Raw genomic sequence first — 11,329 nt, 5'->3', positions numbered from 1 at the left:
CATGTCCAGGACGCGGATCTGCACGTGCCCGGGACGCATGACGCCTTTTTGCATGAGCGGTTCCTTGCGGTCGTTGTTAGCGTTATTGGCATCGCTGCCTGAGATTTACCTTAGAACCCACTTTCGATGATTGCAAGGAATATCGATATTTTTGATAATTTTATCTTTTTTGGACTAAATAGGAAAATCTATATAGCAGCTGGTATTTTGCTTTGGGCGGTCCTAAGCTAGGCTTTGCAACCTTTTCCTACGGGCGCCCCTTGATGACGACAAACCAGGCTTCCACGCTCACCGACGCCGCCTACCAGCGCCTGCGCGAGGACATCGTCCACGGACAGTTCAAGCCGGGGGAAAAACTGCGGGTGGAGCACCTCAAACGCAGCTACGAGGTGGGGGCCACGCCGCTCCGGGAAGCGCTCTACCGCCTTAGCGCCGACGGTTTCGTTTCCGTGAAGGGACAGCGGGGCTTCCGTGTTACCGACATGTCCCTGGGGGAACTCCAGGAGATCACGGACCTGCGGGTCGTCATCGAGGGAATGGCGCTCAAGCGCAGCGTGGAGAACAGCGACGAGGCCTGGGAATCCGCGGTGGTCGCCGCCTTCCACCACCTCACGAAGGCGGAGAACATGCCCGAGCCCGATATCCAGAAGTGGGAGGCAAGAAACCGAGAGTTCCACCTCGCGCTCATCTCCTGCTGTGACTCCCCGTGGCTGATGCGCTTCTACGAGATCCTCTACGATCAGCACAAGCGCTACCGCAATGTGGCGCGCATCGACAAGGACGCGCGCCGGGATGTGCACGCCGAGCACGAGGCCATCTACGAAGCCGCCATCGCGAAGCATGTCGAGGCCCTCTGCGCGGCCAATGAAGTCCATATCCGGCGTACCGCCGAGATCACGGGCAAGATCATCGGGGAGATCCAGCCTCAAGACTGACCCCCGCAGCGGTGCCGGCCAGGTCAAGCCACCTCAGGTCACAACCCCGAGGAAACGCTCGTTCAGCTGGCGATCGTGGTAGAAGATCGCCTTGCCCAGCTGAGACGCATCCCAGGTCACCACCGGGTGATCCGGGTAGGTGTAGTCGCCCCCGGAAAACACCTCGTTGCGGTTCCCCGACGGGTCGAAAAAGTAGATCGTCTGCCCGTGCGTCAGCCCGTGCCGCGTCGGGCCGATGTCCAGCGCGATGTCGTGCATGGAGATCAGGTCCGCGGCCCGCAGTACATCTTCCCAGCTGCTCAGGTAGAACGAGGCGTGGTGGAACTTGCCCTTCTCCTCGTGCCGCACGAAGGCCACGTCGTGGGCCTTCATCGACACGGTCAGGAACGCCGCCACCCGCAGGTCCGCCTCCTCGTCGCGCACCTGCTCCGCCAGCTGGAAGCCCAGCACGCTGCTAAGCAGGTCCACGGTGCCGTCGATATCGTCGCCGTAGAGCAGGCAGTGGTCGAAGCGCGTCGCCTTCATGCCCTTCAGGTCTTCCGGCCAGGCATCCGGGTTACGGTCACCCACGCCCCACTTGCCCGTCTGCTCCTTCTCCGCGAACAGCTCGAACCAGTGGCCCGTCGGCGAGTCGAAGCGGACCCGCTCGCCACAGCCGTCCAGCTCGCCGGCGGGAATCGTTTCCACCTGGCAGCCGTAGTCGATGAGATCCTGCTTGCGCGCCGCCAGCGTCGCCGCGTCCAGCACCTTGAGGGCCATGAAGTCCATGCCCGGCTCGTCTGCCTCGCGCAGCACCACCGAGAAAGCATCAATCTCCGTCCAGCCCTTGAAGTAGTTCCGGCCCTGGCTGTCCGTGTGCGTGTGGATCAGCCCGAGCCGGTCGCGGTAGTGCGCTACCGCCGTTTCCATGTCCAGGACGCGGATCTGCACGTGCCCGGGACGCATGACGCCTTTTTGCATGGGATTACCCCCTTTGTTGTTTCGCTATCGTGGGTGAACGGGTGATCGGGTTCGCCGCGGAAGGGTCCACCTCGATCTCGAGATCACTCTCCGGAAAGACCCGGCAGGCGAGGACCGTGCCGGCCGTCTCGTCCGCTTCGCTGATGTGCTTGCGACTCATGCGCCCCGTGCGGTATTCCCCCGCGCGCACATGGATCCGGCAGACACCGCAGCCGCCGCCGCGGCAGCCGACGGGGATCGCCGCCAGCAGCGCCGGGGCGACCCCGACGCGCTGCAGCGCCTGCAAGAGGTTCTCTTCCTCCCCGCAGGAAAATGCCAGGCCCTCAGGGGCGAGCGTAATCCTGTGCCCCTCGGCCATGGGCTAGATGCGCCTGAACAGCGCGCTGCGGGTGCCGCCCTCGGCTCCGTCCGCCGCTGTCAGGAAGCGCTCCATGTAGATGTCGCGCTCAAAGAGCCGGCCGCGCATGAGCGCCGTGATCGCCGCATCAATCATTGGTGGCGGACCACAGAGATAGGCCTTGTGACCCTCGAAGAGACCGTCGAAGTGGGCGATCGCTGCTTCGTGGACATAGCCGGTGAAGCCCTCCCAGCTGGCAGGGTCCTCTGGCGCATCGAGCGCCGGCACGTAGGTGAAGTTGTCGTGCTCAGCCGCGAGCCGCTCGAAAAGGTCCCGGTTGTAGAGCTCGGCCAGGTTGCGAGCGCCCTGGAACAGAGTGATTTTCCGGCTGTCGCCATGCTCCAGCAGGTCCAGCACCATCGACTGGGGGCTGGACAGGCCCGATCCGCCGGCGACGAAGATCAGGTCCTCGCTTGCCGACTTGCGCACAAAGAACTGCCCGTAGGGACCGGACAGCGGCACTGTCTGGCCTTCCGTCAGCTGCTCGTGAATATAGCTGGTCGCCGCCCCGCCCGGGACGTGGCGGACATGCAGCTCCACCACCTCGTCGTCGGTCGGCTTGTTGGCAATCGAGAAGGCCCGCGCACCCTCCACCCCGGGGAGTTGCAGGTTGATGTACTGCCCCGCCTGGAAGGCCATGGGCCGGTCCAGGCGCAGGCGGAGGCCCTTGATCGTGGGCGAGAGGTCGGTGATCGACTCGACCGTCGCCTCGTAGTCCTCGACCGGGTAACCGAGGAAATCCGGATCGACGTCGATATCCGCTTCGATGACCAGGTCGCTCTCCGGCAGGGCGCAGCACGCCAGCACCTTGCCTTCTTCCCGCTCCATGTCCATGAGCGCGAACGGTGATGCGTCGCCGGGGTCACAGTCCCCCTCCAGCACCTGGACCTTGCAGGTGCCGCAGGTGCCGTGGCCGCAGGCGAAGGGGAGCCAAACCCCCTGGCGCAGGCTGGCATCAAGGAGCGTCTGCCCCTCTTCGACCTCAACCACATCGCCCGTCGGTTCGATAGTGACTTCATACATGGCGGCGCGCCCCCGCTGGCTGTGTTGCGCCCATCAGCTGTGCGACCCGCCGATACCCTCGAGACCGGGGGTCTGCAGGCGGATGATGGACTTGTGGTCCACCCCGAGCGTTTCCAGAGTCGCTGCGCGATCCGGCGTAAACGCTTCGCCGTTCAGTAGCCAGGAAACCTGGTCCCAGTCGATCTTTTCGAAATCCGGGTGCTGGGCAAAGGCCCCGGGGATGAGCTCGTCCAGGACCTTGCCGAAGGTCGTGTCCGGCGGCGTGGCGAACGCCACCGGTGAGCAGAACATCAGGTGTCGATCCCAGCCCACGTACACCACGATGTTGCCGTGAAAGTTCTCGACCCGGTCGAGCCGTTCGCCCGTGTAGTCGGGCGTGATTGCTGCTACTGCCATGGTGCTTCTCTCCCTCGTTCCTCAACCGGCCTTTTTCAGACGCTCTTCCGCCGACTGCAGGTTGTGCCACTCGTTCCAGCGGGCCTCGTCCGGAGAGCCATGGAAGTCCATGTTGTCCTTGCCCATGTTGATCCGGTAGTACTCGGAAAGGACCTTCTCGATATCGGCACCGCCGCAGTTGCCCTGGTAGATCTGGTGTACCGGCAGCCAGGACTGCACGTACTTCTCGGGCTCGTGGTCGAAGATGTCCTTGCAGCCATCGGAACAGAAGTTGTACCGCTCGCCCTTGTGGACAGACTGCCGGTAGGCGGTGAGCGTCGGATCGTCCATCTCCGTGAAGCCCATCGGGATCTGGCAGGTGTTACAGAGCATCGGCAGGGTCGGGTTGTAGAACCGCTCGCCGGCCCGCTCCATCTCCCGCCAGTGCTCGAAGCGCTTACGGTAGTGCTTGTCGAAGCTGTTCGGGTACTTCTCCGACAGCCAGTCCATTTCCTTCTCGTCCGGCATCCAGGTATGGAAGGCCGCCGCGTGCGTGTAGTTGTAGAAAATGCTCCAGACCTGGTGGGAGATATGCTCCTTCTCGGCAATGGCCGTGGCCGCGTACTTCGGCATCTCGATGCCGTAGCGGGCTAGGTCTTTGAACAGCGCGCCGCCGGCTTCCTCGAAGTAGACCTCCCATGCCTCCTTCCAGGACATCACGCGGTTCGGCAGCATGTAGTCCATCATCATCGCGACGATGGCGAGCAGGCGGGTACCGCGCCAGAACCACTTGTCGATCCAGCGCTGCACGATAGGCACATTGTCCGGGTGCTGCTCGAGGAGGAACTTGATCACCTCGAGACCGAGCGTCATGTGCCGGGCTTCATCGGACTGCGCCGAGAAACCGAAGGTGACCGTCGCCATGTCGCCGTTGTAGGCCGCGCCGGACATGAAGGGTACGAAGAGCAGGTTGGTGAGCACGTACTCGAAGGAAAAGCTGATCGCCACCATGAACTCGAAGGGCCCGGCGCTGCGGGCGTCGTCGAAGAAGGACTTCGGTACCGAGAGGTACCAGACCCGGTCGTGCATGTGGGGGAAGTCCTGGAAGCCATCGAAGAACTTGTTGTAGTGGCTCATCGCGTGAACCTGCGTCTGCACGTGCCGCAGCTCGTCAATGGACTGCATCTGGCAGGCCGTGCGGGCGCCGACGCCACTGAACTGACGCCCGACGTGCGCGTAACCGGAATAGGCCTGGTACTCGAGCGGTGAGACGCCGGTCAGGAAGACCTTGATCGCGTTGATATAGCGCGCGTCGGTCACGTTCTGCTGGCCGTTGTTCTGTGCAAACGCGTCGAAGATCGCGTAGAGCTTCTTCTCTTTCTCGGCCTGGTACTTCCAATAGGCATCCATGGTCAGGCGGAAGGGGTCCTCCCACTTGCTCCAGTCCGTGATCTTGATCCCCTCGAACTCCTCGTAGGGGAAGATCTCCTTCTTGTCGCGGTAGCTGTATTCCCAGTCGAGATCCCGGGTCAGCAGGCTGTAGCGCTCCTTGAGGTTGAGTTTTCTTGCGGCCATGTCAGTCGCTCCGTGTTATCCGTTAGTTCCAGCTCAGGGTGAATTCGTCATCGGTCTCATCGACGTTGCCGCCGATGGTGACGAGGTTCACGTGCAGGGACTGCAGGTCCCAGTCACGGCCCATCTTTTCCTCGACGGTCTCGCGCTTGAGCACGAGGTGACCCTCGTTCTCAATGCGGATCATCGCCGGTTGGTAGTCGACCGTGGCGTCCGGGTTGTCCTCTTCCAGCGCCTCGACGAGGTAATGGGCTTCCTCGTTGTCCTGCAGTGCCATGTAGACTTTCGACATCGTCTGTTCTCCCTTAGAGGCCGGCCTTGGTCAGCCGCTTGTTGAGCACTTCCGCGCTCGCGTTGATGGCGTCCGGGCCCACCGCTTCTTCCGCCAGCGGACCCAGGGCGGCGAGGGCCTGCTGCTTCCAGTCACCCACCCAGGCGGCGATCTGTTCGCGGTTCGCGTCCGACTCGGCAACCGCGGTCTTGATGACCGAATCAACCCAGCGCGAGGTCTCCTTGTGCCACTCCTGCATGAATTCGATAAGCATCGCGAGATCACCCGCGCCGGCCTCGGTCATCGACTCGTCGAACTGCCCGTAGAAGATGTCGTAGACAAGGGTGTCCAGCACGACGTCCTGCGCGACGAAAACCTCGAACCAGTCCTTCTGGGCGAGGACGTCCTCGACATAGCGCCGCAGGTCCTGCCAGAGAGGGTCTTCCATCCAGGTGGTCTTGGCTGCCTTGAGGGTGTCGCCGCTGTTGCCGTCCAGGATGAGGCCGATGCGCGACAGGTATTGAGCGACGCCGAGCCGGTCCATGCCGTTGTAGAGGAAGGCCTGGGTCAGCACCGTGCCGATACCGTAGGCGGAACCGAAGACGTTGTTCATGTTTGCGCCCATCTCCAGGTGCCGCAGCGGCAGCAGGCAGCGCACGACCTTCTCCCGGACACCCTCGGGCAGGCGGCCGGCCAGGTCCCGCCGGGTGAAGAACGCGTAGTTACTCTCCGTGATCTCCTGCAGCTTCGCCCGCGCCTGCACATAGCTGCCGTAGTAGTACTGGCGGGGGTCCCGGAAGGCGTACCAGTCTTCCATGCTTATCGCCGTGCGGCCGGGGTCGTTGAGCCTGAGCTCCGGATCCCACAGCGGCCGGTAATGAAAGTTGGTGGTCGGGGCGAGATCGTAGCTGGCCTCCTGGTAGCGGGAGGCCGGCTTGTCGCCGAAACGCCGCTCGATGTGCGCAAAGGTGTTGCGGATCGGCTGGATCGTCGAGGTCTTGATTTCAATGGTCATGGGACACCTGCTCGTTATGGAATTCGTAAAGCCCGGGCGCCAGCGCTATTCTTCAGCGGCCCCGCGAAGATCGCCGTAACGCCACTTCTCCATGTCCGCGTCCACGGCCGCGGCCTCCTCGTCAGACATGAAGACCACGTCATTGCGCTCGCAGAAAATGTCGAAGGCGCCCCGCGGGAGCACCAGTTCGACGTACAGGGAGGGGTCGCCGATGGCGAAGTCGAACTCGATGAAGCCACTCGCGGTCTCGCCGCGAACGCGGACATAGCGCGTGAGACGCTCGAAACTATTGGCGGTCGGTGCGGGACCGACGGCTTTCAACTTTGTCATGGTTATCACTTTGTTAGCTATGACATTGTCATTCCCCGGGGTGCAGGGGGCATGCCAACAAAGCGAAAAATCGAGATTTTTTAGTTAGTTATAAATTTTTCCGGCCAACAGAAGGCTGGCAGCGCGCGTGATTCTTCACGATATCGTGAATATTTCACCCGGGGGGTTCATTATTTGATGAATCCTCCGCATCCCGGCGCTTCTTCAAGCGATAGTCCAGCTGCGCCCGGGTGAGTCCCAGCAGCCGCGCCGCACCGCTGACCTTGTTGCCCGAGCGCGCCAGAGCAGCGTCAATGAGCTGCGATTCCACCGCCTCGAGCGGGTGCCCGGCCTCGAGCACGCTGGCGGCCAGGGCCGGCAGCGTCCGCTCACCGGATGCCAGGGCGCTGGCGCCGGGGCCGCTGCCCACCCCCGGAAAGAGGGAGGCCGCCTCGATCTGGCCGCCGGGATCGCTGAGGATCACGCCGCGCTCGATCACGTTCGCCAGCTCGCGGATATTGCCCGGCCAGTCATACTCGCGGAGCAGCGCCATGGCACGATCCGTGATCGACAGGCCGCTCTTACCGTGAAGTGTGCCGTACTTGTCCAGAAAGTGGCTGACAAGATCCGGCAGGTCCTCGATGCGCTCCCGGAGCGGCGGCACGGTCGCCGAGTAGACGTTCAGGCGATAGAGCAGGTCCTGGCGAAAGCGGCCCTCGCGCACCGCCTGGTCGAGGTCCTCATTGGTAGCCGCAATGAGCCGCACATCCACCCGCCGGACCTCGGAGCCGCCGACCCGCTCCAGTTCGCCCTCCTGAAGAACCCGGAGCAGGGCAGCCTGCGCGTGCAGCGACAGCTCGCCGACCTCATCGAGGAAAAGGGTCCCTGTATCCGCCCGCTCGAAACGTCCTTCCCGTGTCTTCTCAGCGCCGGTGAAGGCGCCGCGCTCCACGCCGAACAGTTCGGCCTCGATCAGGTCCCTGGGAATAGCGGCACAGTTGACGGCCACGAAAGGTTTGTCGGCGCGGTCGCTGGCCTCGTGCAACGCCCGGGCAAACATGTCCTTGCCGACACCGGTCTCGCCGAGGAGCAACACTGTGACCTTGCTCCGCGCCGCCCGGGAGAGCAGGTCGCGGACCTCCAGGAAGCGGGGTGACGAACCCACCAGCTGGCCGAAGTGCTCTTCTGCGTCGACCCGCGAACGCAGCTCGGCCATCTGTTCCTGCAGTTCGAACAGCTGGTCGGCGATCCGGTCGGGCTGGTAATGCCTGAAGGCGTCCTCGGCGTCCTCCCAGTCCTCGACGAGGCGTCCCTCGATGCGGCAGGTCTGGTGACCGCAGGCCGTGCAGCAGGTTTCCTTGAAGTAGATCTGCCGCCCCATGAACTGGGTCGTGAAGCCGCTGGCGTACCCGAGCTGTGCCCAGCAGACCGGCTCGAAGCCGGAACCGAATTCGCTCAGGAAGATCTCCGCCTCGAAGGAGTTTTCCCAGTCGAAGATGGCGTGAAAGTAGTTCTCTGCCTCGTTCCAGTCCAGCTTCAGCGGGATCACCTTCACCTGGCCGGTCACCATGTGCGACTGGGGTCCGACAGAAAAGACGTCAAAGAGCGACGCCTCCGGCCGCAGGCGCCGCGCGCGCTCGGCGTCCATCTTGCCGGAGATGTAGCCCATGCGAGTGAGCAGACCCTTGGCGCGCTGCATGCCAAGGGCATCGATCAATTCCCGGCGCAGGCCCCTGAGCTCGCTCGAGCGGAGCAGGACAACACGCTCCTCGTCGAGCCAGATGCGCCCCTCCTGCGCCTCGAAGCGCAGCAGGTTCCAGAGATCCTGCATCTCGGGCAGCCGAGGGCCGTCGTCGTTCACGGGTGCGAGCTCATCAGCGGGAGCCTCTCGTTATCCTGCAGCAGACTGCGGGTACCCGATAGGACCACAGCGCCCGGGACGGTTCAAGCCGCCTGGGTCCTGCTTAGGTTCCCGGCACAGGGCGTGGTACAACAGTGACCGCCCGAAGAACCCGAGGATAATGACAATGAGTGCGGACAACCCGGAGATCGGCCAGCGAATCGAAGTCGGTGAGATCGAGACCAACTTTCACGACCGCGGCACCGGTGACCCCGTGCTGCTGCTGCACGGGTCCGGGCCCGGCGTCTCCGCCTGGGCCAACTGGCGGCTGGTAATCGAGGGGCTGGCTCCGCACTTCCGCCTGCTGGCGCCGGATCTCGCCGGCTTCGGCTACAGCGCCGTGCCGGCGGATTATTCCTTCAGCCGCGAAGCGTGGCTGGCGCAGCTGGTGGGCTTTCTCGACGCCCTCGGGCTGGACCGGGTCGATGTCGTCGGCAATTCCTTCGGCGGGTCCATGGCCCTGGCCCTGGCCATCGAACACCCCGAGCGGGTGCGCCGCCTCGTTCTCATGGGCAGCGTGGGCGTGCCCTTCGAGCTAACACCCGGGCTCGACGCCGTCTGGGGCTACACACCCTCGCTCGAGGGCATGCGCGAGCTCATGGGTATCTTCGCCTGGGACCAGTCGCGCGTCACGGAAGAGCTGGTCGCGCTCCGCCATGCGGCGAGCACGCGGCCCGGCGTGCAGGAGGCCTATGCGCGCATGTTCCCGGCACCGAGACAGCGCTGGGTCGACGCCATGGCACACGATGAGGCGGCGGTGCGCGGCATCGCCCTGCCGACGCTGCTCATCCACGGCCGCGACGACCGGGTCATTCCCCTGCAAACCTCGCTGACCATGCTCGACTGGATCGACGATGCGCGACTGCACGTCTTCGGCCGCTGCGGACACTGGACGCAGATCGAGCATGCCGCTGCCTTCCAGCGCCTGCTCAGGGACTTCCTGGGACCGGACGATGCGGCAGGCTGAATTCCCTGCTCGCTCGGTGACTTTATCACCGACGCCCGGCACCCCCCTGCGGCATGCTGCGGTGCTATTGGCTACTACCGAAAGGAGCACAGCATGCAACGCAATGAAGGCACCATCGACCGCGCCGTGCGGGTTATCGCCGGCCTCGGCATTCTTTCCCTGGTCTTCGTCGGCCCGCAGACGCCCTGGGCCTGGCTCGGGATCGTACCGCTGGTCACCGGGCTTGTCGGCATCTGCCCGGCCTACAGCCTCCTCGGCATCCGCACCTGCCCGGCGCCGCGGCAGCAGTGAGCGCCTGCGGGGGCGGCCGTGAGCGGCGCGCCCCGGCCCATTCCCGCCGGCACGGTACTGTTCCGGGCCGGTGACCCGTGCCGCGGTTTCGTGCTGCTGCACGAGGGGTCGCTGCGCGTGACGCTGACTGCGGCCAACGGCCGTGAGGTCGTCCTCTACCGGGTGGCGCCCGGCGAAGTCTGCCTGCAGACCTTCAGCTGCCTGGTCGAGGGCCGCGATTACTCGGCGCGCGGCCTCGCGGAGACGGACCTGCTCGCCGAGGTCATCCCCAGCGCTGACTTTCACCGCGCGATGGCAGATGACGAAGCCTTCCGCGCCCGCGTGTTCGGCGCCGTTGCCCAGCGCTTCGCGGACTTCGAACGGCTGGTGGAGGACGTTGCCCTGACCGGCTTCCCCGCCCGCCTGGCCCGGGCCCTCCTGCGCCTGGCCCGCGGCGGCAACAGCGTTCGCGCCACGCACGAGCAGCTCGCCGGCGAAACCGCTTCCGGCCGGGCCGTGGTCAGCCGTCAGCTGGCGCGCTTCGCAGAAGAGGGCCTGGTCGAAACCCTGCGCGGCGAGATCCGGCTCTGCGACCCGGGGGCTCTGGCCCGCCTCGCCCGGGACGGCTGAGCTCAGCCGCGCTGGAAGTCGTAGAGCGGGCCCGTGTCGAGCAGCGCAGTCAGCTCATCGAGCGCCGCGTAGCTCTCGTCGAGCAGCGCGGGATCAGCGAGGTCGGCGGGCGTCAGTGTCTCCCGGTAGTGCCGATCCACCCAGGCGCAGAGGGAAACGTAGCGCGCGTCATCGAGGAGGAAAGCCGGGTTCACCGCTGCGCGCTCCGCGGCCGTGAGCACCACCCGCAACCGCAGACAGGCGGGGCCGCCGCCGTTGTCCATGCTTTGGCGCACGTCCACGAACTCCAGCTGCGCAATGGGATTGTCACCGTCGCGCACCGCCTCGAGCGCCGCCAGCACCCGCGGATTCTCGCGACTCTCCTCGGGCAGCACGAGGGTCATGCCCTTGCGACCCGGGATGTCCACGAGCTGCGAGTTGAACAGGTAGCTGCCCACCGCATCCTCTAGTGACACCTGCGCCGCCGGCACCGTGACCAGGTCGAAGGCGGGCACCACGGCGCGGAGGGCGTCGGCGACCGCCGCAGGGTCCGCGAGCGCCTCTTCGTGGCTGAACAGGACGTGTCGATTGGCCACAGAAACCACGTCGTTGTGGAAAGCTCCGGCATCGATAGCCACCGGGTTCTGCCGGGCGAACACCACCCGCGCCGGGTCCAAGCCGTGGGCGCGCGCCACGGCTTCCGAGGCCTCCCGGGCCTGGCGCGCC

Annotated in this window: 14 protein-coding genes; 4 read left to right on the top strand and 10 right to left on the bottom strand. The window is 64.8% G+C overall.

Annotated features, from left to right (window positions below; all coding sequences use genetic code 11):
* Positions 1–263 precede the first annotated feature (263 nt).
* The gene (locus HRUBRA_RS13710; RefSeq protein WP_035518076.1) at positions 264–935 is read left to right on the top strand and encodes a GntR family transcriptional regulator; all 672 of its coding nucleotides are present in this window, start codon (positions 264–266) and stop codon (positions 933–935) included.
* Between the two features lie 33 nt (positions 936–968).
* On the opposite strand, the gene HRUBRA_RS13705 is transcribed toward HRUBRA_RS13710, so the two are convergent.
* The 9 genes from HRUBRA_RS13705 to HRUBRA_RS13665 form a co-directional block, all read right to left on the bottom strand.
* A complete protein-coding gene (locus tag HRUBRA_RS13705; protein WP_035518075.1) occupies positions 969–1,895 on the bottom strand; it encodes a catechol 2,3-dioxygenase in 927 nt (308 codons plus the stop codon).
* A 4-nt stretch (positions 1,896–1,899) separates the two neighbouring features.
* Positions 1,900–2,253 (bottom strand): 2Fe-2S iron-sulfur cluster-binding protein, encoded by a 354-nt coding sequence (locus tag HRUBRA_RS13700; RefSeq protein WP_052094934.1) that lies wholly within the window; start codon positions 2,251–2,253, stop codon positions 1,900–1,902.
* 3 nt (positions 2,254–2,256) lie between these two features.
* Positions 2,257–3,315 carry an NADH:ubiquinone reductase (Na(+)-transporting) subunit F gene (locus HRUBRA_RS13695; RefSeq protein ID WP_035518074.1) on the bottom strand — a complete coding sequence of 353 codons (1,059 nt, stop codon included), beginning with the start codon at positions 3,313–3,315 and terminating at the stop codon, positions 2,257–2,259.
* Between the two features lie 33 nt (positions 3,316–3,348).
* Entirely contained in the window at positions 3,349–3,711 is a 363-nt protein-coding gene (locus tag HRUBRA_RS13690) for a phenol hydroxylase subunit P4 (protein ID WP_035518072.1), read from the bottom strand.
* Between the two features lie 21 nt (positions 3,712–3,732).
* Complete coding sequence (locus HRUBRA_RS13685; protein ID WP_035518071.1) at positions 3,733–5,265, bottom strand: aromatic/alkene/methane monooxygenase hydroxylase/oxygenase subunit alpha; 1,533 nt, start codon at positions 5,263–5,265, stop codon at positions 3,733–3,735.
* A 22-nt stretch (positions 5,266–5,287) separates the two neighbouring features.
* Complete coding sequence (locus tag HRUBRA_RS13680; RefSeq protein WP_035518069.1) at positions 5,288–5,554, bottom strand: MmoB/DmpM family protein; 267 nt, start codon at positions 5,552–5,554, stop codon at positions 5,288–5,290.
* Positions 5,555–5,567: 13 nt separating this feature from the next.
* Complete coding sequence (locus HRUBRA_RS13675) at positions 5,568–6,548, bottom strand: aromatic/alkene monooxygenase hydroxylase subunit beta (protein ID WP_035518068.1); 981 nt, start codon at positions 6,546–6,548, stop codon at positions 5,568–5,570.
* A gap of 45 nt (positions 6,549–6,593) precedes the next feature.
* Complete coding sequence (locus HRUBRA_RS13670) at positions 6,594–6,878, bottom strand: phenol hydroxylase subunit (protein ID WP_035518066.1); 285 nt, start codon at positions 6,876–6,878, stop codon at positions 6,594–6,596.
* 154 nt (positions 6,879–7,032) lie between these two features.
* Positions 7,033–8,718: a sigma-54-dependent Fis family transcriptional regulator gene (locus HRUBRA_RS13665; RefSeq protein ID WP_236629879.1), complete on the bottom strand. Its 1,686-nt coding sequence runs from the start codon at positions 8,716–8,718 to the stop codon at positions 7,033–7,035.
* Between the two features lie 166 nt (positions 8,719–8,884).
* Here HRUBRA_RS13665 and HRUBRA_RS13660 point away from each other — a divergent pair, with 166 nt between their 5' ends.
* The 3 genes from HRUBRA_RS13660 (at position 8,885) to HRUBRA_RS13650 (ending at position 10,624) form a co-directional block, all read left to right on the top strand.
* A complete protein-coding gene (locus tag HRUBRA_RS13660; protein WP_052094932.1) occupies positions 8,885–9,724 on the top strand; it encodes an alpha/beta fold hydrolase in 840 nt (279 codons plus the stop codon).
* 93 nt (positions 9,725–9,817) lie between these two features.
* The gene (locus HRUBRA_RS13655) at positions 9,818–10,015 is read left to right on the top strand and encodes a YgaP family membrane protein (RefSeq protein ID WP_035518063.1); all 198 of its coding nucleotides are present in this window, start codon (positions 9,818–9,820) and stop codon (positions 10,013–10,015) included.
* 18 nt (positions 10,016–10,033) lie between these two features.
* The gene (locus HRUBRA_RS13650; RefSeq protein ID WP_035518061.1) at positions 10,034–10,624 is read left to right on the top strand and encodes a Crp/Fnr family transcriptional regulator; all 591 of its coding nucleotides are present in this window, start codon (positions 10,034–10,036) and stop codon (positions 10,622–10,624) included.
* A 2-nt stretch (positions 10,625–10,626) separates the two neighbouring features.
* Here HRUBRA_RS13650 and HRUBRA_RS13645 read toward each other — a convergent pair.
* Positions 10,627–11,329: N-succinylarginine dihydrolase (locus HRUBRA_RS13645; protein ID WP_035518059.1), on the bottom strand; the 703-nt coding region annotated here is incomplete at its 5' end.

The sequence above is a fragment of the Pseudohaliea rubra DSM 19751 genome (genome assembly GCF_000764025.1).
Taxonomy (GTDB): domain Bacteria; phylum Pseudomonadota; class Gammaproteobacteria; order Pseudomonadales; family Halieaceae; genus Pseudohaliea; species Pseudohaliea rubra.
Note: the sequence above shows the minus strand (reverse complement) of the source record. Positions and strands in the feature narration are given on the sequence as shown.

Bases quoted from the DNA above. Each gene is read 5' to 3' on its own strand.
- HRUBRA_RS13705 (WP_035518075.1), bottom strand. From the start codon at position 1,895: ATGCAAAAAGGCGTCATGCGTCCCGGGCACGTGCAGATCCGCGTCCTG.
- HRUBRA_RS13655 (WP_035518063.1), top strand. From the start codon at position 9,818: ATGCAACGCAATGAAGGCACCATCGACCGCGCCGTGCGGGTTATCGCC.
- HRUBRA_RS13680 (WP_035518069.1), bottom strand. From the start codon at position 5,554: ATGTCGAAAGTCTACATGGCACTGCAGGACAACGAGGAAGCCCATTAC.
- HRUBRA_RS13700 (WP_052094934.1), bottom strand. From the start codon at position 2,253: ATGGCCGAGGGGCACAGGATTACGCTCGCCCCTGAGGGCCTGGCATTT.
- HRUBRA_RS13710 (WP_035518076.1), top strand. From the start codon at position 264: ATGACGACAAACCAGGCTTCCACGCTCACCGACGCCGCCTACCAGCGC.
- HRUBRA_RS13675 (WP_035518068.1), bottom strand. From the start codon at position 6,548: ATGACCATTGAAATCAAGACCTCGACGATCCAGCCGATCCGCAACACC.
- HRUBRA_RS13670 (WP_035518066.1), bottom strand. From the start codon at position 6,878: ATGACAAAGTTGAAAGCCGTCGGTCCCGCACCGACCGCCAATAGTTTC.
- HRUBRA_RS13660 (WP_052094932.1), top strand. From the start codon at position 8,885: ATGAGTGCGGACAACCCGGAGATCGGCCAGCGAATCGAAGTCGGTGAG.
- HRUBRA_RS13690 (WP_035518072.1), bottom strand. From the start codon at position 3,711: ATGGCAGTAGCAGCAATCACGCCCGACTACACGGGCGAACGGCTCGAC.
- HRUBRA_RS13695 (WP_035518074.1), bottom strand. From the start codon at position 3,315: ATGTATGAAGTCACTATCGAACCGACGGGCGATGTGGTTGAGGTCGAA.
- HRUBRA_RS13685 (WP_035518071.1), bottom strand. From the start codon at position 5,265: ATGGCCGCAAGAAAACTCAACCTCAAGGAGCGCTACAGCCTGCTGACC.